This window comes from Aquibacillus kalidii (genome assembly GCF_014280935.1).
In the GTDB taxonomy this organism is placed as follows: Bacteria; Bacillota; Bacilli; order Bacillales; family Amphibacillaceae; genus Aquibacillus_D; species Aquibacillus_D kalidii.
Genome location: NZ_JACLZI010000060.1, coordinates 1 through 19,683, shown reverse-complemented (window position 1 = coordinate 19,683; position 19,683 = coordinate 1). Strand labels below are relative to the sequence as shown.

24 protein-coding genes and 1 pseudogene are annotated in these 19,683 nt (G+C 36.6%); 13 read left to right on the top strand and 12 right to left on the bottom strand.

From position 1 onward, the window contains the following. Positions 1-288: 288 nt before the first annotated feature. Complete coding sequence (locus H7K77_RS17615; RefSeq protein ID WP_186579747.1) at positions 289-852, top strand: sigma-70 family RNA polymerase sigma factor; 564 nt, start codon at positions 289-291, stop codon at positions 850-852. After that, positions 831-1,439, top strand: coding sequence for a hypothetical protein (locus tag H7K77_RS17610; protein WP_186579745.1), 609 nt, complete (start codon positions 831-833; stop codon positions 1,437-1,439). The genes H7K77_RS17615 and H7K77_RS17610 overlap by 22 nt, the downstream gene beginning before the upstream one ends. Positions 1,440-2,058: 619 nt before the next feature. Here the strand turns inward: H7K77_RS17610 and H7K77_RS17605 are convergent. The 5 genes from H7K77_RS17605 to H7K77_RS17585 all read right to left on the bottom strand — a co-directional run bounded on the left by H7K77_RS17605 (position 2,059) and on the right by H7K77_RS17585 (position 5,212). Then, entirely contained in the window at positions 2,059-2,535 is a 477-nt protein-coding gene (locus H7K77_RS17605; protein ID WP_186579743.1) for a hypothetical protein, read from the bottom strand. A gap of 106 nt (positions 2,536-2,641) precedes the next feature. Then, entirely contained in the window at positions 2,642-2,845 is a 204-nt protein-coding gene (locus tag H7K77_RS17600; protein WP_186579741.1) for a DUF4176 domain-containing protein, read from the bottom strand. A gap of 24 nt (positions 2,846-2,869) precedes the next feature. Then, entirely contained in the window at positions 2,870-3,529 is a 660-nt protein-coding gene (locus H7K77_RS17595) for a hypothetical protein (protein WP_186579739.1), read from the bottom strand. After that, positions 3,529-3,891, bottom strand: a complete 363-nt coding sequence (locus H7K77_RS17590; RefSeq protein WP_235988986.1) for a tetratricopeptide repeat protein — start codon at positions 3,889-3,891, stop codon at positions 3,529-3,531. Before H7K77_RS17590 ends, H7K77_RS17595 begins: the two co-directional genes overlap by 1 nt. Before the next feature lie 325 nt (positions 3,892-4,216). Then, complete coding sequence (locus H7K77_RS17585) at positions 4,217-5,212, bottom strand: tetratricopeptide repeat protein (RefSeq protein WP_186579737.1); 996 nt, start codon at positions 5,210-5,212, stop codon at positions 4,217-4,219. Positions 5,213-5,564: 352 nt separating this feature from the next. Here H7K77_RS17585 and H7K77_RS17580 point away from each other — a divergent pair, with 352 nt between their 5' ends. Continuing rightward, positions 5,565-5,768 (top strand): cold-shock protein, encoded by a 204-nt coding sequence (locus H7K77_RS17580; RefSeq protein WP_186579735.1) that lies wholly within the window; start codon positions 5,565-5,567, stop codon positions 5,766-5,768. 242 nt (positions 5,769-6,010) lie between these two features. Here the strand turns inward: H7K77_RS17580 and H7K77_RS21755 are convergent, their stop codons facing one another. Further along, entirely contained in the window at positions 6,011-7,228 is a 1,218-nt protein-coding gene (locus H7K77_RS21755) for an SEC-C metal-binding domain-containing protein (RefSeq protein WP_186579733.1), read from the bottom strand. A gap of 467 nt (positions 7,229-7,695) precedes the next feature. Here H7K77_RS21755 and H7K77_RS17570 point away from each other — a divergent pair, with 467 nt between their 5' ends. The 5 genes and pseudogenes from H7K77_RS17570 to H7K77_RS21355 all read left to right on the top strand — a co-directional run bounded on the left by H7K77_RS17570 (position 7,696) and on the right by H7K77_RS21355 (position 11,497). Beyond that, positions 7,696-8,664, top strand: a complete 969-nt coding sequence (locus tag H7K77_RS17570; protein WP_328701156.1) for a glycoside hydrolase family 43 protein — start codon at positions 7,696-7,698, stop codon at positions 8,662-8,664. Positions 8,665-8,977: 313 nt separating this feature from the next. After that, positions 8,978-9,487 (top strand): annotated as a pseudogene (locus H7K77_RS21365) (RICIN domain-containing protein); the annotation flags it as partial. Further along, complete coding sequence (locus H7K77_RS21360) at positions 9,479-10,087, top strand: pectate lyase (protein ID WP_328701158.1); 609 nt, start codon at positions 9,479-9,481, stop codon at positions 10,085-10,087. The pseudogene H7K77_RS21365 and the gene H7K77_RS21360, both read left to right, overlap by 9 nt. Positions 10,088-10,823: 736 nt before the next feature. Then, the gene (locus H7K77_RS17560) at positions 10,824-11,285 is read left to right on the top strand and encodes an EcsC family protein (protein ID WP_235988985.1); all 462 of its coding nucleotides are present in this window, start codon (positions 10,824-10,826) and stop codon (positions 11,283-11,285) included. A gap of 74 nt (positions 11,286-11,359) precedes the next feature. Next, positions 11,360-11,497, top strand: a complete 138-nt coding sequence (locus H7K77_RS21355; RefSeq protein WP_235988984.1) for a hypothetical protein — start codon at positions 11,360-11,362, stop codon at positions 11,495-11,497. Between the two features lie 268 nt (positions 11,498-11,765). Here H7K77_RS21355 and H7K77_RS17555 read toward each other — a convergent pair whose 3' ends face one another. The 5 genes from H7K77_RS17555 to H7K77_RS17535 form a co-directional block, all read right to left on the bottom strand. After that, positions 11,766-12,221, bottom strand: a complete 456-nt coding sequence (locus H7K77_RS17555) for a thermonuclease family protein (RefSeq protein ID WP_186579729.1) — start codon at positions 12,219-12,221, stop codon at positions 11,766-11,768. A 47-nt stretch (positions 12,222-12,268) separates the two neighbouring features. Beyond that, positions 12,269-13,540 carry a replicative DNA helicase gene (gene dnaB / locus H7K77_RS17550; protein WP_186579727.1) on the bottom strand — a complete coding sequence of 424 codons (1,272 nt, stop codon included), beginning with the start codon at positions 13,538-13,540 and terminating at the stop codon, positions 12,269-12,271. Further along, positions 13,533-13,853 (bottom strand): replicative helicase loader/inhibitor, encoded by a 321-nt coding sequence (locus H7K77_RS17545; RefSeq protein ID WP_186579725.1) that lies wholly within the window; start codon positions 13,851-13,853, stop codon positions 13,533-13,535. The genes dnaB and H7K77_RS17545 overlap by 8 nt, the downstream gene beginning before the upstream one ends. Further along, positions 13,850-14,767 carry a DnaD domain-containing protein gene (locus H7K77_RS17540; protein ID WP_186579723.1) on the bottom strand — a complete coding sequence of 306 codons (918 nt, stop codon included), beginning with the start codon at positions 14,765-14,767 and terminating at the stop codon, positions 13,850-13,852. The genes H7K77_RS17545 and H7K77_RS17540 overlap by 4 nt, the downstream gene beginning before the upstream one ends. Before the next feature lie 238 nt (positions 14,768-15,005). Next, positions 15,006-15,185, bottom strand: a complete 180-nt coding sequence (locus H7K77_RS17535) for a helix-turn-helix domain-containing protein (RefSeq protein WP_186579721.1) — start codon at positions 15,183-15,185, stop codon at positions 15,006-15,008. Between the two features lie 513 nt (positions 15,186-15,698). On the opposite strand from H7K77_RS17535, the gene H7K77_RS17530 reads away from it, so the two are divergent. From H7K77_RS17530 to H7K77_RS17515, 4 genes are all read left to right on the top strand, one after another. Then, positions 15,699-16,502 carry an alpha/beta fold hydrolase gene (locus tag H7K77_RS17530; protein WP_186579719.1) on the top strand — a complete coding sequence of 268 codons (804 nt, stop codon included), beginning with the start codon at positions 15,699-15,701 and terminating at the stop codon, positions 16,500-16,502. 101 nt (positions 16,503-16,603) lie between these two features. Continuing rightward, complete coding sequence (locus H7K77_RS17525; RefSeq protein WP_186579717.1) at positions 16,604-17,035, top strand: GNAT family N-acetyltransferase; 432 nt, start codon at positions 16,604-16,606, stop codon at positions 17,033-17,035. 284 nt (positions 17,036-17,319) lie between these two features. Beyond that, positions 17,320-17,964 carry an HAD family hydrolase gene (locus H7K77_RS17520; RefSeq protein ID WP_186579809.1) on the top strand — a complete coding sequence of 215 codons (645 nt, stop codon included), beginning with the start codon at positions 17,320-17,322 and terminating at the stop codon, positions 17,962-17,964. A gap of 140 nt (positions 17,965-18,104) precedes the next feature. Continuing rightward, a complete protein-coding gene (locus H7K77_RS17515; RefSeq protein WP_186579715.1) occupies positions 18,105-18,380 on the top strand; it encodes a hypothetical protein in 276 nt (91 codons plus the stop codon). Positions 18,381-18,683: 303 nt separating this feature from the next. Here H7K77_RS17515 and H7K77_RS17510 read toward each other — a convergent pair whose 3' ends face one another. Further along, positions 18,684-19,007, bottom strand: coding sequence for a MazG nucleotide pyrophosphohydrolase domain-containing protein (locus H7K77_RS17510; protein WP_186579713.1), 324 nt, complete (start codon positions 19,005-19,007; stop codon positions 18,684-18,686). 100 nt (positions 19,008-19,107) lie between these two features. Between H7K77_RS17510 and H7K77_RS17505 the strand changes: the two genes are divergently transcribed. Beyond that, positions 19,108-19,677 carry an LOG family protein gene (locus H7K77_RS17505; protein WP_186579711.1) on the top strand — a complete coding sequence of 190 codons (570 nt, stop codon included), beginning with the start codon at positions 19,108-19,110 and terminating at the stop codon, positions 19,675-19,677. Positions 19,678-19,683: the final 6 nt, after the last annotated feature.

Below are 19,683 nucleotides of genomic sequence, written 5' to 3'. Positions count from 1 at the left end.
CATTAAATAATAGAAAAAACAAAAAGGATAGATACGAATTACACGTATCTATCCTTTATTACCATGCCTCTACTTTTCTAATGACCAGCATTTTTTTCATGGGGGGTCAAACCCTTATATTATCTATCTGCACCAAACCTAATTTTCAAATTGTTGGTATAGTAAAATTGTAAAAAAAACGAAAGTCATCTTTTCTTGTTAATACAGGAATTTTCATATGTTTTTATATTTTGGGACGTTTAGATAATCAGATACGTCTAATCACTAAAGAATAAAGAAGGTGAATGCATGAAAGAAGAAAAAGACATAAGTGATAACTGGCTTCAAACTAGTGACAAAGACCAACTTATTCAAGATCTTATTCATTTTTATGGTGAGGAGATGAAAAGACTCATATTTACCTATGTAAAAGACTTCAGCATCACAGATGATATCTTTCAAGATGTATTGGTAACTGTTTATTTAAAAGTAAGTCAATTTAAACTACAATCCTCCTTTAAGACGTGGTTATTTCGGATTACGGTTAATAAAAGTAAAGATTACCTAAGAAGTTGGTATTTTCGTCGTGTACAAATATCTGATTCTTTTAAACAAATGGTCGGTAATAAATCCATGGAAGATATTACTTTGTCAAAGGAAACAAGCAAATACCTAGGAGAAGTGATCTTATCCCTACCTGTTAAATATCGAGAAGTCATTATTTTATATTATTACAAAGATTTAAAGGTAACGGAAATTAGTGAAGTTTTAAAGTTAAACTCATCAACCGTTCGGACCAGGCTTAATAGAGCGAGAAAATTATTAGAAAATAACATTGGGGGTGATGTGGAATGGCTACAGATAAACAAATAAAGCAGGCTGTTCATTCAGCTATTGGGGATAAACCCTTATTAAAGGGTAACGAATATATACTATTCCAACAAAGAGGATTAAATGAAAATCGTAAAAAGCCGTTTACTGCCGCAGTAGGTTACTTGGTAATCTTCTCACTTGCCATCTGCTTATCTCTTTTCACCTTAAATGAAATGGGTGTAATAAACAATCATACATCCACAGAAGAAGCATTTGCTATAGATCGAAATGCGGTGATGGATAAAGTGGAAACCATCAAACAGAACCTGAAAGTCGGAATGACAAAAGAACAAGTAAGAGAACTTTTTGGTGAAGGTGTCATCTATTATAACCAAAATACCTCTACAGCTAAAACAGAAATTTGGATCTATAATTATTTTGAAAAGCCTGGAACGACCAACACATATGATTATAATGCTAAGGATATTGATCGATTAGAGAAGAATGAATTAGGTATTGATATGAGTATAATATGGAACGGAGATAAGGTGGAACGAGCATTTTTTATGTTTAAGGAAACTGACGCTAGTGAAATAATCACTGTAAGCATAAATGAAGATGATACAATAACAGAAGAAGTAAATTGAGATGGTACATTAAAGAAGAAAAACCTTTGAGAGTAAATAATCCTCTCAAAGGTTTTTTGTTATTTAAAACTTTCTATCTCAGATTCATCGATATAATCAATTAAGGTTTGATTGAAGGAATTTTCACTTCTTTCTTCTACCCATACTTGTTCAACAATTTCCAACATCTATTTAGATAATAGTAAGAACAGATATCTCTATAAGGATTTAATGAAATTAGCCATGATAACGAATACGAATATTATCTTTTAACAGGATCTGACCCCTTGATCATGAAGAACAAATTATCATCTAGTTGTAAAAAACCAAATAGCAACTAAAACTATTGCTATAACCAACCAAATAATAGCTTGCATATTTTTTCTCATAATGAACAACACCTTATCAATAAGTTTATTTTATTATACTATGAGAAAGCCCAATTACTAAATGGTATAAACTTCCTAGTTGCCTAAAGCCTCGTTTTAGCAAGCTGATTACCATCTAGTAGGTACATATAAGTAGCAATCCAAACAACCGTGGCAACAGCCTTTAGCTAGTGTCCATGTATCATAGACAATAGCTACCGATTTGTCTTTCGACATGGTATGATCCCTTGTTCCTAGTATAAATTATTAATCTAATCTAGTTCATCTGCTAATTGTTTCATTTTAATATAGATGTCTTTATTACAAAAATTCTCCTGAGTCAAATTCAAACTATCACATGCAAAATAAAGGTGTTCTAGCCAATCAGCATCATTGCATTGCAGTGCCTTTTCACATTCTATTTCAATATACGGAGTACTTATTTCCTTACCTAGACCCCTAAACAATTCGATAGTTTCTAATGCCCCTGGCCAATTTCGATCTTGTAATAATTGTGCTAATTTTGTAAGTGCTTTTTTATTCTTGGGATATCCTATTTTATTTAGGATATACACCCCATTTGCCCAACATTCTTTCCCATACTTAGGAATTAATAAATCCACCTTATCTGGTGATATTTCTGAAAGAACCCTAATGGATTCCTCTTGCACTTCTTCCGGAAGTAACCAGTTTAAATTATATACATAGTAAATAATCGCATCATCTTCAAGAATGTTGTAATCTGTCATAGTAATTCCTCTCCATTTTTCGCAGAAACTGAAATCACTTATTCGTGAACTTATGTGCTTTTTGTCATGGGGTCTGATCCAAATGTCGAATGTTGTTTTCAATTCCTTATGACATCTTTAACTTAAGTGTATCCTCCACAAACATTATTTCTCCATCATCTTGGAAGCCTATAAAATAGACCTTCTCAATTTGGTCATGATTAAATAAATACATATATTCCTCACTTAGATTTCTTTCAGGATACAAGCATGCAATGTAGTCCCAAACCTTATCTGATTTTAATTCCTTTTGTTGCCTTCCATATATCATAATTCTTTATTGGTAAGTATTGTTTCATCGCTTAGAACCTCCTAGTTTAGCACGCGTCATACTGACACCTAATTCTGTAGCTGGAAAGAGAGCTAAAACTGCCCCTAAGAAGAACTGATAGGCACTCTTAACAGAATCTGGATTGATAAAGGCTGACTCTCTGTACAGAACTAAGCCTGTCATTATAAGAACAATTATTCCGATAGCTATAATCGAACCCATTACATATGCTTTCCCACTGCTCACCTGTCTCCATTGTGGTGAAGAAATAATAAAGGAACAAAAGCATAAAATAATAAAAACAGCGATATACAGAAGTAACGTCAATGTTAAATAGTTTACCTCTTCATTGATTTGCCCGTCCTCAACCCCAACGATGTACATTGTATTTGATGTTAAGAGCAGTTGAATACTTATAAGCATAAGGTAAACAAGAATAAAATATCCTATTTTATTCCAATTCCCCAACTTCTTTGAAATAAATAATCCATAACCAAAATGTCCAATAGAACCGATTAGTAGGATAACAAAGGATATATTTAGCCATAAAGGTACTATGGAGAATGACTGTAGGTTAACTATCGTTATGAATAAACTAATTACAAAGAAAGCTATAGCAACAGAGAGGATTTGATTTTTTTTCTGTTCAGGTTTTGCATGTAAAGGCTGATTTTCTATCTTCATTATACTCCCCCGTTTACTTTTCTTTTGTTTATTGTTAGTAATTGAGGCAATCTGTCTAACTTGTCCTCTTTAAGGATAACCATATCACCTAAATCAGGATATGAAGGGCGGACTCGGTATACTTTGGATTCTACCATGTCTACTTCTGTCCCAACGCCATTTTCATACATATAGCCTAGCGTATACATTGATTCTGGTACGCCTTTATCAGCAGCTTTCTTGAAAAGTTCAAGTGCTCTTTCTTCATTTTTCTCCACATACTCCCCGCGCAAATACATATCCGCATAATTGTTTAGGGCATCCGCATGTCCTTTTTCCGCAGCTTCTTTTTTGTAAAAGTAAGTTTTCCATACTATGTTCAACCATTTCCAACATCTAATTAGATACTATTAAAAACAGATTATCTCTAAAAGGATTTAATGAAATTAGCGCTTTCTTTTATGAAATAGAAAGGTGTAAGGAAGCTATAAACCAGCACTTAAAAGATAATTGGGAGTAAAAGTTTTTTTAGTTTAATTTTTGAAGAAATTACAATATGACCTTTAGAGGTCATATGTAAAACTTATAACTTTTAGAGGTCATATTTGAAGTGTTCGTCTTGATAAAATATCTTTTGATTTAATAAATTATTAGTGAGGTAAGGTTATGTCCTTACTTGGACACCTGCCCACACAAAGGCTTTACCCCCTATAACTCTTTCAGCCTCTGCTTTGCCTGTTCATCACCTTTTAAAGCAGCCTTTTGATACCAATATTTTGCCTTTTTCATATTAACCTGAGTTCCGATCCCATTCTCATAACACATACCAAGATTATAATCCCCATAAGGGTCACCCTGATCAGCAGCCAGTTTGTACCAGGATATCGCTTCATCCCCCAGGCCACTTTCGACTGCCTCATGTCCTAGGCGATTTGCTGCAAACAGATCACCATGAAGGGCGGACTCTGTAAACCATCGTTTGGATTCTACCATGTCTACTTCTGTCCCAACGCCATTTTCATACATATAACCTAGCGTATACATTGATTCTGGTACGCCTTTATCCGCAGCCTTCTTGAAAAGTTCAAGCGCTCTTTCTTCATTTTTCTCCACATACTCTCCGCGTAAATACATATCGGCATAATTGTTTAAGGCATCCGCATGTCCTTTTTCCGCAGCTTCTTTATAATAGAAATAAGTTTTTTCCAAATCATGCTCCACAACTTTTCCAACAAAGTAATCATTACCTAGTAAGTAGAGCGCATCCACACTACCTCCATCGGCTGCTGCTTTCAACCAGTCAAAGGCCCATTCATCACGCTGAATCGATTTATAAAAATGACCAAGTTCGAGCTGGGAATCCGAGTCACCTTCTAAGGCTTTTACATACAGGGCAATAACCTCTTCTTCTTCCTCTTCATCGATATAGATTTCCGCCGGGTCATTTGTGGGGTTCATCATTTCGGATAATATCAATTCTAAATCACGTAATAATATAGATTTGTATTTCTCCTGAAAGCTAGTTACGTGCACTAACTGCGTACATAAGATATCAATATCGTCAGGAAGATTATCTACTGAAGAAACATATTTTTTTATAATCAAAGATAGATCCTCAAGAAAATGGTTACTTTCGGGTAGATTTACTACTAGTTCAGCAAGCGCAGGATAACCATTTTCAGTTAATTCTTGATGCAATTCCACGTGAAAGACACCTTCCTATTATCCTATTTTACCTAGAGTATCTCATATATGATGGTGACTTGGAAGCATGGGGATGTAAAGAAGTAATTTGCTTATGACCAACAGGGTCTGCACCCAAATGTCGTGTATATCTCACTATACGAATGTACTATTTGGCAATGGATTCTGCTCCTTTTTGAGACTTTTAACTTCCACAGATTTGCAATTCCCTCCTTTTACTGTTATTCTAAAGAAGAATTATTTTTGTTCGGTGGAAAGAATTGTATGAATTATGGTTTTTTCATCATCTTGATGATACTTTTGGGCAGGAATAGTAATACAATGTGTGGTTACACACTAGGAGGCAACAAACATGGAAAAAGGTACAGTAAAATGGTTTAACGCAGACAAAGGTTTTGGATTTATCGAAGTAGAAGGACAAGACGATGTATTCGTACACTTCTCTGCTATCCAAGGTGAAGGCTTTAAATCACTTGAAGAAGGTCAAAGCGTAACTTTCGATATCGAAGAAGGTAACCGCGGACCACAAGCAGCTAACGTTCAAAAAGGTGCTTAATTTTTAAATAGTTTATACAAACAGGCTCATGATATGGGCCTGTTTTTTTATGTTCTTCCCAATAATTCCTATAAAAAAACCCCACTCAACGTTCGAGTAGGGAAATGGTACAGGTAATATAAAAAAATTTAAAGCTTCAAAGGTATTTACAGTATAACACACTAGATTAACATCTGCTCATACACTTTTTATTTTCACAAATCAAAATCCCCGTAGACTTACTAGAAATGGGAATGCAGCCCTTATCCTCCGCAGCACTTCTTATACTTCTTCCCACTTCCACATCGACAAGGTTCATTTCTTCCTACCTTTACCACTTCTTTCGGTTCATGTGTTTTATACGGTTTGGTTGGTAGTGGTTGTAAATGTTTTCTTTCTTGCTCTGCTAATTCGGTTGGCGTATAGCCCTTCAATACCCACAGTCGGGTGTTGTTCATAAGATTGGTGACGTGGTCCATTAATGCTTGGACCTCATTTATATCCTCAAATTCAAATAGATTACTAAAATATTGAAAAACATCATTGAACGTTGCATCATTTTGAATTTCAAACACACACTCATCGACAATTTCATCGACTTCTTCTTTGTCAATTTCAAATGAATCTGTAAGGTATTTAACTAGCTGAACATAGCTTTTGTTTCTTTCGATAAACCCAGGTTGTCCAGCTGTCAGCACTTGCTGCTTGCTGAATGGGTAAAAAGATAAATCCTTTCTCATTCTATGTTCTGCAACAACTGAATCTGGATTCTCTACACCTTGATCAGAAAATCCATATCTATCATATTGGTAATCCTCCATGAATGCATTTGCATCATCGATCACTTGGAAATACGCCATCACATCGACTGGTTCACTTGTGTAGGAATTTGTCAGCTTTATTAACTGAGTGCCATTTAACGTTCCATAATAATATAAAAGGCCACGTAAAAGGGTTAACCATTCCGTATTCCTCTTTACTTTAGACCTGACAGTAAAATTATTTTTTAAAGCTTTGATTGGATCAACGAGTTTACTCGGAACGGCTAGTATTTTCTTACCTTGATAGGTTCCCGTGAAAACAAAACCAGTTGCCCGTAAATACCTCGCTTGGCCAAGACCTATCGATGAAGGAACAGTTATCTTTCCACCGTTGTCCGCTATTTTCAAAAGCCATGATAGCCGTTCATCATCCCATTTTTCACAAATTTCTTCTATTTTATTTGGTATTGCTTCCCTAAGTACATCAAGTAAGTCAGCTTTTTTCAAGCTACTAACTCCAGTTAGCCTTAGATATTTCCTAATATCGTCTAATTCTGATTTTGTGTAGGAGCGCAATCCTTCCTCTAGCGTGAAAGGAACTTCCATGTCACTCCAAAGCCTCTTAGCCAACTTCTCTAACTGACTTTTTCGCATCCCAGTTAGTCGTTCTAGTACTTCATCCATTTCTTGCTCTGATAATTCACCCAATTTGTTTGTCATATCATAACCTCCTCTTAATAGAAGTAATCCTATTTGATAGTGTTCCTTTTATATAGTTTGCTCGCACTGATGCTTTTACTTTTGCATAGTTGATTTTAACAATCGATTAATAACATAAAGAGCATTTACATTGCTGAAGTTAATCTTTATAACCCTATTTTTTTTGCTTTCCTATCCTACATTCTAACATAAAATGACATCATTCCACTTTCTATTCATGTGATCTCAGGCAAAGTAAAAGCTTATTGGTATATGTTGTTGAAAGACTTTCCTTCGTAACCCAGCAAACTATCATGCTTAACTAAATAACTCTTTCACTACCCTTTCAACCACTTAACCGTTCAACCTTCCGAAATATGTCGTAATGAACGAAAAATATAAGTACAAATTATATTGACAACGCTTACATTTTATTGATAAGTTATATGAGTAATATAAATTTATAAAATAAAGGAGGAATTTGTATTGTGAAGAAAAAAAGGAGTGTTTTCTGGAAAACGTCATTCTTAACTGCATTCTTAGTTTTAACGCTTGTACCAGTTGTTTCTGCTAACTTTTGGAATGTGTCAGGGGATACGATGTTGCATGACCCGTCTATTACAAAGGAAGGAAATACTTGGTGGGCATTTGGAACAGGTGAAACAAATAAGAATGGTATCCGAGTTTTAAGATCGGATAATGGTTCCAATTGGTCTGCAACACCTGTCATTTTTCCACAACCACTTTCATGGTGGAGAAATTATGTTCCAAATCATGAAACTAATCAATGGGCTCCGGATGTAAACTATTATAATGGGCGCTATTGGGTTTACTACTCTGTTTCCTCATTTGGTTCAAACAATTCTTTAATTGGACTTACTTCAACAAATAGCATTGCCTCTGGTAACTGGAGAGATGATGGCTTAGTTATACGTTCAACCACCTCAGATAACTTCAATGCAATCGATGGTGATCTGGTAATTGATAAGAATGGAGATCCTTGGCTATCCTTTGGTTCTTACTGGAGTGGGATCAAATTAACTAAACTTGATCGAAATACAATGAAACCGACAGGACAAATCTACTCTATTGCAGCAAGACCTAATGTTTCAGATCATGCAATCGAGGCTCCTAATATCACCTATAAAGATGGCTACTACTACTTATTTGTTTCCTTTGATCACTGCTGTCAGGGTGTAAATAGTGATTATAAAATTGCCTATGGAAGGTCTAAAAACATCACAGGACCTTATTACGATAAAAACGGAGTGAATATGCTAAATGGTGGTGGGACCATTCTAGATGCAGGAAATGATCGATGGATTGGACCTGGACACCAAGATGTATATAATAACAATATTATTGTTCGACATGCCTATGATGCAGAAAATAATGGAGCGCCACGCCTATTAATAAATGACCTATATTGGGATTCGAACGGTTGGCCACGTTATTAACGAAAATTTTCATGGGGATAAATATAAATAATAATGACAAAGGCGCATTTAGTGTAATGTGCCTTTGTCATTTTTTTAGGTTGTCCGAATAAGCACTCTAAATATATCTATCTTTGCCCCTTTTTATCCAAAATACGGTTATTAAGTACTAATTTTTGGTACAGCTTAGCCGTATTATTTACTCATTTTCCGAATAGGATATATACTTTCCTATCAGGTCATGTACAATTGGTACTGACATCTATTGGCCAATAGAATCATTTGCAAAGCAATAGTACGTAGAAAAATCTAATAATAGAAAGGAATTAGTTTTATGAAAAAATTGATATACTCTCTAATTACAATTAGCTTTCTCTTTACACTAGTTTTTGCAGCGATCCCTGTACAAGCAGCGAGCTTTGACAGCAGTAATACGTATAAGATTATCAACCGATATAGTGGAAAGGCTTTAGAGGTGTACGATTGGTCCACTGAGGATGGGGGTAATATTGTTCAATATGATGACATAGGCGGATTAAATCAACAATGGCGCATTATAAACGTCGGCGAAGGTTACTATAAATTCCAAAACGCTTTTAGTACTAAAGCAATGGAAGTAAATAATTGGTCTACAGAAGATGGCGCGAATGTAGCGCAGTGGACAGATTGGAATGGAGAAAGCCAACAATGGCAAATCGTTGACTTGAACAATGGATACGTTAAGATTATTAACCGTTTTAGTGGGAAGGCCTTAGAGGTGTACGATTGGTCTACAGACAATGGAGCGAATGTCGTACAGTGGAATGACTGGGGCGGAGAAAGTCAGCAATGGCAAATCGTCGAGGTTAATCCTTCTGAAACAATTACCGTAGATGAAACGATTGTAGTTGCCGAGGGTGAGACTTTCGATGGACAAGGCAAAAGATATGTAGCCAATCCCAATACAGTTGGTGACGGTAGCCAAGGGGAGGACCAAGACGCTGTTTTTCAATTAGAAGATGGTGCTACGCTTAAAAATGTAGTCATTGGCGACCCTGCTGCTGATGGTGTTCATACTTATGGCGATGTAACGGTGCAAAATGTAGTCTGGGAAGATATCGGGGAAGATGCGCTTACCATTAAGAAGGAAGGCCACGTCATCATCCGAGGCGGTTCCGCACAGCATGCAAGTGATAAGATGTTCCAGGTAAATGCCCCTTCTACCTTTGAAATTATTAATTTCACTGCAAATGATGCAGGAAAAATGATTCGTCAAAATGGAGGTACTACTTTCAAAACGAGCATTCATATTGAAGGTAGTGTCATCACAAACATGGATGAGGCTATCTTCCGAACGGATAGCAACACTAGTGAAATTACGATGACAAATACTCGTTATTCCAATGTCGGTCATAAATGGTACAATGTCGACCATGTTTCAGAAAGTAATAATGTAGAATTTTAATAGATTTTCAAAGCCCCCTTCAATCAAGGGGGCTTTGTTTATGTTGTATTTATTATTTAGTTTGGGATTGGGTGGATTGGATTGGGGTGAGTTGGCTAGGACGCATAACTTAGGAAAAGTGACGCATTTCGTAAGCTGACCGACGCATTTCCCAAGTTAACTGGCGCATATGCGAACTAGACCGACGCATTTGCTAAATTAATTGGCGCATATACGACCTAGACTGACGGATAACTCCACTAAATTGACGCATTACCACAACTTTCACTCCATGAGATCCACCATTTTCTAATCAACTTCACCTAGAAAACTAGCCTACTGCATTTTTTTGCCCTTTAAACCCTCGCATTTACCTTTTCTTTAGTAAACTAGATTTTTCATCCCATACGAAAATTCGGAATCACATTTTCCCAGGCGGAAGTAGGGTGGGAATTCTTTTACTTTTCTTTTAGTGTAAAGGGTTAATTAGACATGACATCTAATGAACGTTTAGGTATTGTTCATCTATTATGGACAATACCTACCAATTTATCTTTCGACAGGGGCTGATTCCCTTGAACCTTACTACTTACTGTTCGTAATACCTATTAGGTTGATTAAGATGTAGGCCATACTGGACAAACCTTCTTCTAAGTTTCCCATCTACTACCATTAGATTAGCTAAATAAATATTGTCACTACTCTGTTACAGTTTATAATATAATAGTATGATATTTCAGAAAGTAGGTGTATCCAATTGCCTAGATCAAAATCTATTACACACGATGCTATAATGAAAGCTTTAGACTGGTCATATGACAAAGCAATAAATGGTGGAATACCTGGGACTGATACTGCTATAGAACTAGCTGAGAACTATTCAAATAAAACAGGTACACTTGAAGAAAAAGTAAAAAGTCTTATACGTTGGCAAAACACTAAAAGTGCAACTAGTGGTTTCCTATCAGGATTAGGTGGAATTATTACATTACCTGTGTCCCTCCCTGCAAATATCACTAGCGTCATTTTTGTTCAAATGAGAATGGTAGCTGCTATTGCTCATATGGGAGGATATGATGTAAAGGATGACCAGGTTAAATCATTTGTTTATGCATGCTTAGCAGGAAATGGTGCTAAAGATATACTTAAAATGCTGGTATCCAAATTGGAAAAAAGCTTGCAGTTACTGGGATTAAAAGAATACCTTTTGAACTTATAAAAAAAATAAATCAAGCTGTAGGGTTTCGATTACTCACGAAGTTTGGAGAGAAAGGAATCGTAAACCTGGGTAAAATGGTCCCTCTAGCAGGTGGTGTGATAGGTGGAACTGTAGATGCTGCTTCTACAAATACAATTGGAAAAGTCGCTTGTAAACTATTTATTCTTGAATCAAATAATAATAAGGACAATTCCGATATTATTGATTTATAATTTCTCCTAAAACTCTTTTTAACAAAAATACTGTCTGAATATAAATAAAACGGATAAAGAATAACTTACCAAGCCCTCTTTGTTTGTTTTATTTATTTTCAACAAATTCCACCTAAATCTACTCATTTTTTCCATTTTATCTCAGTATATTATATTAAATATATAATCTGATATTAGTATAGTTTTAAAGACAGAGTCAGAATATCTCTTTATAAATTATATAAAAGATGGAAACGAACCCCCTTATCTATCCAGTCCTTCACTCATTTCACTCATACCTCCTATACCCCACACCCCAAATCCCTTTCCTCCCCCTTCTCGCCCTCCCTTGCGCACTTACAAACTGTTCATAATACGTATAAGGCGGATCAAACACATACGCAATATGCGCCATCCCCTCCTCTAATAACATCTCATTAAACAGCTGTCCATCCACCCACATGTAAGCTAGAATCCGACCATACATATCACATAGCGGACCATCAAATTCTAACTGAACGCGCTTACCTCGCGGGAGGATTCTTTTTGCATAAAGAGATGCTTCTACTCCAAACGGCTCTGGTGCAATGTTTGGGTGAACCGTCTCTGGTGTATCTACTAATAAAAGGCGCACGTCTAAGATGTCTCCATTCATTTCTACTTCTATTGTATCTGCATCCAAAACTCTTGTAACTGTCGCTTGTTCTACATTTACTAGATTGGAAGGAGATTGATCTTTATCCACGTATAAATTTCCCCTTTATTCTATAAATTTTAAAGTTAATCAGACTCCTAGTTTCCCTCTAGATTAATAAACCTCCCATACTCCTTCTGAAAAAGTAAGTCAATCGTTCCTGTAGGTCCGTTTCTTTGTTTTGCTAGAATTATTTCTATTCTGTTCGGTTGCTCAGAATCCTTGCGATAGTAGTCATCGCGGTATAGGAAGGCAATCACATCGGCATCCTGTTCGATGTTTCCAGACTCTCTTAGGTCCGACATGAATGGACGCTTATCCTGGCGTTGTTCCACGCCACGTGATAGCTGGGAAAGGAGCACAATTGGAATGTTCAACTCCATGGCAAGTAGCTTCAGTTCTCTTGTCATTTGCCCGACATCTAAATCACGACGCTCCTGCTTCGTTGTCGGTAAAATCAGCTGCAAATAATCAATTATCGCGATATGTTTTCCATCTGGATCTGCTCGTACGATTTTTCTTAGTGCGGCTCTCATATCACTCACCGTATATTTGTTATCGTGCAGGTACAGCTTCCACTTCGATAGCCCGCCAATCGTGTCTATCGCCCGGCTATAATCTCGCTCATTAAAAGCAAAGCTCTTCCATTTCTGGCTATAAATTTTTGCCTCAGCTGAAATCATTCGTTGCAGCAGCTGCTTATTACCCATCTCAAGGCTGAAAATCGAAGTGGAGCCTTTGTTCTGACAATGGCCTGCGGCTAAATTTAAAGCAAAGGCTGTTTTACCTACAGATGGCCTGGCTGCAACAATGATTAACTCCCCGCGCTGCAAGCCACCTGTCATACTATTTAGGTTATAAAAGCAAGTAGGATACCCGGCTACTTCTGGGCTGGAGGTACACATGCTATCGCTAATCTCAACCAAATGATCAAAGGTTGTCTTCTCCTGTTCATTCGAACCAATATCACGAAAAGAGGATAATTGGGCAATCGTCTGCTCTAACTTTGCCCCGCTTGGATTTTGCACATATTGCAGCGCTATTTCCTTCGTTTTTCTCGTTTGATACGCTTCCATGATCAAGCGTTGATGATGCTCGATACTCGCCGTACTAGCAACTGACTCTGCCAACTCAACCAAATAGACAGTGCCTCCAACCTGTTTAATCCTCTCCGACAGATTCGTCGTAATCGAAACGAGATCAATGCTCGCTCCTTGATCAGCTAGCTCTCTCATCGCCCGAAAAATTTTCCTATGATTGTCATAGAAAAAGTGAGCTTCTTCTACCTCCAATCCATGAAACAGATCCCCTTCCAGAATGACAGACCCCAATACCGATGCCTCCGCTTCGTAATTCACACCACTAGCCATGATCATCCACCAGCCTTTTCATCTGTAGTTGGAATGCCTGCTTCGTCTCCTGTGGGACATTTTCTGCCTCTTGTTTCCATTGATTGATTAATCGGATATGCTCGTTCTGTTTGGCCGGATAGGCTGCAATTTCAGCAATCGTCGGGGCAAAGGGATGATCCGCTACATACGCAGATAATTTTGCAAGCACAAGCTGATAATCCATTTGCTTTAACTGCGGCAACAAAATAGCCGCCTTCTTTTTCGTCAATTCATATCTTGGATAAACCTCCGCAATTGTTTCCAACACATCCACCGCTTCGTCATGTGTCATGCCTGTCCTTCCTTTCGTAGCTCCTCAAACAGGGCTTGTTTAGTAGGCACTTGTTTTCGAAAAGGAATGGTTTTGCTCTTCCGCTTCTGGTTTTCATAAACAGTAACCTGCTCCACTGTTCGTAAATTGGCTGCCGCCCACTCTTTAAAAATCGATTCCAGATAGCTGAATGTTCGCCCCCCTTTTCTCACTGCTAGATCAATCCCCATCATCACCACCTCATCCCCAAGATCCTCACACCAAGCAAGAAACGACTCCCTCAAAATCGGCTTTAGTATCCCAAAATTAGATTCATAGAGCTGAAATGGATTCCTCCCTGCTGCCCCTTCTCCTCCTCTTCTTCTTTCTTGTTTATGTTTATGTTTAAGTATGGTCGGGCTTTGATCATGGGATTGGTCCTGGGATAGGTCTTGGCATCGGTCTTGAGATTGGTCCGGACATTGGTCTTGAGATTGGTCCGGACATTGGTCTTGAGATTGGTCATGGAATTGGTCTAGGGATTCGTCCTGGCATTGGTCTTGAGATTGGTCATGGAATTGGTCAGTAGATTGGTCTACTGATCTATCGAGTGATTCGTCTCCGGCTTGGTCAAGTAAACTACTATCTACTTGTACCTCATCCTGAAAATATCCATTAACCAATGAAATAACCTGATATACAGGCGACCTCCCTTTTACCCCTTGTTCATACTCAATTAATCCACGCTTCACGAGCTCCAAACGCGCAGCGGCAACCCCCTGTTTCGATAAGCCAGATAACTGCTCCACAACACGATTCGGAGCATTAAAACACACCTTCCACCCCGCCGAATTATTCAACACCATTAACGTGTGCCACAGCAAAATCGCATGAGACGACATATCATTGAGTAGCAACCAATCTTTAAAGCCTCTTAATTCTTTAATATAGTTCATGTTGTTTCGTCCTTTCTATTGATTTTCATGTGATTGTTTGGGATGGAATTAGGTTTGGTCATGTTTGGACGCATAACTTAGGAAAAGTGACGCATTTCGTTAGCAGACCGACGCATACGCTAGGTTAACTGGCGTATAAGCAAACTAGACTGACGCATTCGCCCACTAAATTGACGCATTACCACAATTTTCACCCCATGAGAACAACTATTTTCTATTCAACTTGCCCAAAAGTAAGCTAGCTCACTGTATTTTCCTGCTCCTTAACCCACGCCTCTATCTTTTCTTTAGTAAACAAGATTTTTCGTCCCATACGAAAATGTGGCATTGCATTTTTCCGGACCAATTCATAAATCGTATCTGTATGAACCCCCATATAAGCAGCCGTTTCCTTCACAGTCATCGTGCAACATTTCATATGTTTTCCTCCTTTTATTTAGGTTTCAAATCTATAATCGTTCCATGTCGGCTAATTGGTGTTTAGATGGGGTGACTTTTTTTAGGGCATGTTTAAAAAAGGGAATGTTTGAAGAAGTCTGTTACCTGTCATAAATATAAAATGACCATCCATTTGTATGTAAATTTGATGGTCATTTTTTGTTGGTGTAATAGTGTATTCTTATACTACACATTGAAAATCTAGTTTAATTTGCACCCAATTTTCCAGGTAACAATAGCCAGGAATATCTACACTAAAAATTCGTATGCAAATTGTCTTACATTAATTTAATTTCAAATTCAAAAATGGTTATTTTTACTAGGTAATCTCAATACTTATGATAAAATAAAAATAGGATTGTGAACGGTTGCACTTAAACTGACGAGGTGGTTTAGTTGAACAAGAAAGTTTGCTGGAATTGTAATATATGTATAGGAGGATTAAATGTCCATGTCGACACATCGGGTTTACAGAGAAAGGGGAAACAAATACATGTCAATTTATCATAAAGTTATTGGAGAAGGATATCCCATCGTTATGTTGCATGGTTGGACACTTGACCATCAAGTGATGTTGCATGCAATGGAACCGTTATTCCAGAAACGAAGCGGTTGGAAGAGAATATACATAGACTTACCAGGTATGGGGCATTCCGAGTCACTACCATCTATTCAGAATTCTGATGATATTTTAGAAGCTATATTGCGTCTTTTGGACGAGATTATCCCTGGTCAACCGTTTATTATTTGTGGTAATTCATATGGCGCTTACATTGCCAGAGGCATAGTCCGTTCAAGGCAAGGCACAGTTCGTGGATTACTGCTGATGGCACCAATGACTATACCTGAATTCGATGAAAGGATAGTACCACAGCAGACCGTTTTAAAAAGAGATGGCAACTTGATATCACATTTGTCACCAGAGGATGCTGAAGAATTTTGCTCCATGGGGGTAGTACAAGGTCAAACTGAATGGGAGAGGTTTCGAAATGAAATTTTACATCCTTCTAAACAATCAAATTATGAATTCTTAAACAACATTCGTCAAAACGGATATGGCTTTTCCTTTGATATTTCGGCTAAACTTGAGTACCCCACGCTAATTATCACAGGGCGTCAGGACAATGTAGTTGGATACCGCGATGCATGGCGACTAATTGAAGATTACCCAAGGGCAACATTTGCAGTGCTTGATATGGCTGGTCACAACCTACAAATCGAACAAACCAATGTATTTAATACATTAGTCCATAACTGGTTAAATAGACTTGAGTCGGAAAATTTCCGACTGGTGTAACTGTTCATAAATTTGGGTAGAGGAGTTTTTATTAGAAAGCAGAAGATGTTAAAAACTTATTGCCAGAATTATGATAAATGTTGAAATAGGAGAAATGTAAAATGACACTTTATATTAGTAAAGAATTAAATAATAAGGATAAACAGCATATTAATGATGAACTTTACAGATTTAACTTACAGTACTTTCCAAAAGATTTGGGAGGTAGATATGAAGAAATCTGTTTATTTCTTAAGGATGATAACGGTACTGTTCGTGGTGGAATCCTTTCTGAGATATGTTGGAATTGGTTGGAAATTCATACTTTAATGATAGATGAGGACATAAGAAAATCAGGGTATGGAACAAAATTATTATCAGAACTTGAAAAAATAGCTTTGGAAAAAGAATGTGATTTCATAAAAGTAGATACTTTGAGTTTTCAAGCATTAGATTTCTATAAAAAGAATGGTTATCAAGTATTCGGAAGTTTAGATAACGTAGGTAGAGATTTTAAACATTATTACTTAAAGAAAGATTTAAAGAATAATTAAGCCTTATCAGTTATTCCACTAACTTTTACTTTAGTGCAACAAGTGGATCGTCATATCCTATTGGCGGTCCTTTTCTTTTGAACAAATTCAAGCATAATTGGAATTTTATGCTAAAATAAACTATAAACCACTGATCTAAAAGAAATACGAGGTAAGAAGTATTGCTCAAAATAGCATTTACCTTCTCCTAGGAGTAGAAGATTTAATATATACCAAAACAGATCATTACTTATTTGAAGTTTGTAATTCAAAGATACATTATTTTGATATAGGGTGTGATAGTTATTAAAGCGGTTATTTTTGATTTTGATGGTACACTTGCGGATACTTTGCCCGTTTGTTTTTATTCATTTCAGGCTGTATTTAGGGACTTTGACAACAAAGAGGTTACTCCAGATGAAATCAAGGCAATGTTTGGTCCCTCTGAGACTGGAATTATTAGAGAAAATCTGATCGATTCCAATCATGATAAAGCTATTGAATTATACTATGAAAAATATAGTGAAAAGCACAATGAACTTGTTCTTGAGAATGAGGAGATTAATGATTTACTGCTGTCTTTAAAAAGAGAAGGTTATAAATTAGGAATTGTAACAGGAAAAGCTAGGAGAAGTTTGCTTATCTCTTTACATTGCCTTAATATGAATGACTTATTTGATGTGATAATCACTGGTGATGATGTTACTATACCAAAACCTCACCCAGAAGGATTGAACAAGGCATTAGCACAGCTTAACATAAAAAACACGGATGCTATTTTTTTAGGAGATAGTGACGCTGACATTTCGGCCGGAAAACAAGCTCACGTACATACGATCGGAGTAAATTGGTTGCCAAATTATCAAACATTAGCGTTCGCTGTTCAACCAGACGAAATGTTAAGTAACATAAATGAATTCAAACAAGTACTTGAAAAATTACAAGTCTGAACAACAGTAAAGGTACGAAAACAAATTATTGTCACGGGTGCGTCTGTAAAATACAGATAGATACCGATCACCGTACCTTTCCTTGTTGAAGTAATGAGCAGTAAAGTTCAATAATAACTATTAAAATAAGGGGAATAAATATGAAACGAACTATAATTGGAGGATTTATAATGTTAGGTGGTTTATTAACCACCTTAACAATTATTTTGTCTGGAACTATATATGCTCCACATATTACGGAATGGTCTGGCAAGTCAAAGTTATGGCATGCAATCTTTGGTGCGAAACAATATGGGGATGAAGCTGTACAGTCATTATTCTTAGGATTCCCATTCATATTAGGAGTGGTAGTTACACTTTTGGGTCTAATTATCTTAGGGATCGAATATTATAAAACTTTTGAAAAACAAAGATAAGTAAAATTTTTCTTTAACAACTTATGTCGAACAAGAACAACTACTAATATAAAGCGATTTGCATACTAGTAACTATATACAATTCATTAAAGACGATCACTTTTTAGGGTGATCGTTTTGTCGTACCTATACTGTGCAGCAATAATTTCCGTAAATTTGGAAAAAATGATTAACCGTTCGGTATTTTCTGGTATGATTTAAATATGAACATTGGTGATATTTGGAAGTGTTGATCTTAAAGTAACGTGTCTCGATAGTGGAAGTAGAAAGTAATTTTTAGAGGTTGAAACAACCTCTAAAAATTTAATTTGATGGTGTATATCGCTTATCTAGTTTGTCACGATGAGACTGAAAAATATCTTCGAGAGAAATATCATAGTTGTTGGCAATCACAATAAGGTTTCCTAGAACATCCCCAAGTTCTTCTGTTAATTCTTGTTTTTGTTGTTCTAATGTTCCCGTACTTTCATCTGGTCTGTCTCTACCAATTTCAAGCTCTCTTATAGCTCTTGCAACTTCCCCTGTTTCCTCAGCTAAAAAACCAATTCGAATAAAAATGTCTAATTCAGACCATCCTCGTTGTTCATAATACGCTTTAACCCATTCCTGAAACTCAATAACATTCAAGATTTCCCCCTCCTTTAATAGTCCCCTTTTAGCCTATCAGAAAAAACTATATAATGAGAAGGAAAATCAATATATTTATAGTTTATCGGAGGTTATTAATTTGGAATGTATAGCGGTTTTTTGTGGTTCAAGTAATGGAGCGTCTGATATTTATAAAGAAGGTGCCATTCAATTAGGAAAAGAATTAGTCAGGCGTAATATTACATTAGTGTATGGTGGTGCAAGTGTGGGAACTATGGGGGCGGTAGCTGATACTGTCTTAGAAGAAGGTGGGAATGTCATAGGTGTTATACCAAGACTTCTTGAAGAGCGTGAAATATCTCATCAAAATTTAACTGAATTATATACCGTAGATACCATGCACGAAAGAAAAGCGAAAATGGCAGAATTAGCGGATGGATTTATTGCATTACCCGGCGGTCCGGGAACTTTAGAAGAGTTTTTTGAAATATATACATGGGCGCAAATTGGATTACACCAAAAACCTTTTGGGCTTCTTAATATTAATGGATACTACAATCCTCTTGTTGACCTACTTGACCATATGGTAGAGCAACAATTTTTGCAGGAGAAATATCGCTCATTAGCTTTATTAAATTCAAATCCTAAAGACTTAATTGATAAATTTAATACATATGAACCACCAACAATAAAAACCTACAACAAATAAACAGTT

Bases quoted from the DNA above. Each gene is read 5' to 3' on its own strand.
- H7K77_RS17615 (WP_186579747.1), top strand. From the start codon at position 289: ATGAAAGAAGAAAAAGACATAAGTGATAACTGGCTTCAAACTAGTGAC.
- H7K77_RS17610 (WP_186579745.1), top strand. From the start codon at position 831: ATGGCTACAGATAAACAAATAAAGCAGGCTGTTCATTCAGCTATTGGG.
- H7K77_RS17605 (WP_186579743.1), bottom strand. From the start codon at position 2,535: ATGACAGATTACAACATTCTTGAAGATGATGCGATTATTTACTATGTA.
- H7K77_RS17600 (WP_186579741.1), bottom strand. From the start codon at position 2,845: ATGATATATGGAAGGCAACAAAAGGAATTAAAATCAGATAAGGTTTGG.
- H7K77_RS17595 (WP_186579739.1), bottom strand. From the start codon at position 3,529: ATGAAGATAGAAAATCAGCCTTTACATGCAAAACCTGAACAGAAAAAA.
- H7K77_RS17580 (WP_186579735.1), top strand. From the start codon at position 5,565: ATGGAAAAAGGTACAGTAAAATGGTTTAACGCAGACAAAGGTTTTGGA.
- H7K77_RS21755 (WP_186579733.1), bottom strand. From the start codon at position 7,228: ATGACAAACAAATTGGGTGAATTATCAGAGCAAGAAATGGATGAAGTA.
- H7K77_RS21355 (WP_235988984.1), top strand. From the start codon at position 11,360: ATGGTCCCTCTAGCAGGTGGTGTGATAGGTGGAACTGTAGATGCTGCT.
- dnaB (WP_186579727.1), bottom strand. From the start codon at position 13,540: ATGGCTAGTGGTGTGAATTACGAAGCGGAGGCATCGGTATTGGGGTCT.
- H7K77_RS17545 (WP_186579725.1), bottom strand. From the start codon at position 13,853: ATGACACATGACGAAGCGGTGGATGTGTTGGAAACAATTGCGGAGGTT.
- H7K77_RS17540 (WP_186579723.1), bottom strand. From the start codon at position 14,767: ATGAACTATATTAAAGAATTAAGAGGCTTTAAAGATTGGTTGCTACTC.
- H7K77_RS17535 (WP_186579721.1), bottom strand. From the start codon at position 15,185: ATGAAATGTTGCACGATGACTGTGAAGGAAACGGCTGCTTATATGGGG.
- H7K77_RS17530 (WP_186579719.1), top strand. From the start codon at position 15,699: ATGTCAATTTATCATAAAGTTATTGGAGAAGGATATCCCATCGTTATG.
- H7K77_RS17525 (WP_186579717.1), top strand. From the start codon at position 16,604: ATGACACTTTATATTAGTAAAGAATTAAATAATAAGGATAAACAGCAT.
- H7K77_RS17515 (WP_186579715.1), top strand. From the start codon at position 18,105: ATGAAACGAACTATAATTGGAGGATTTATAATGTTAGGTGGTTTATTA.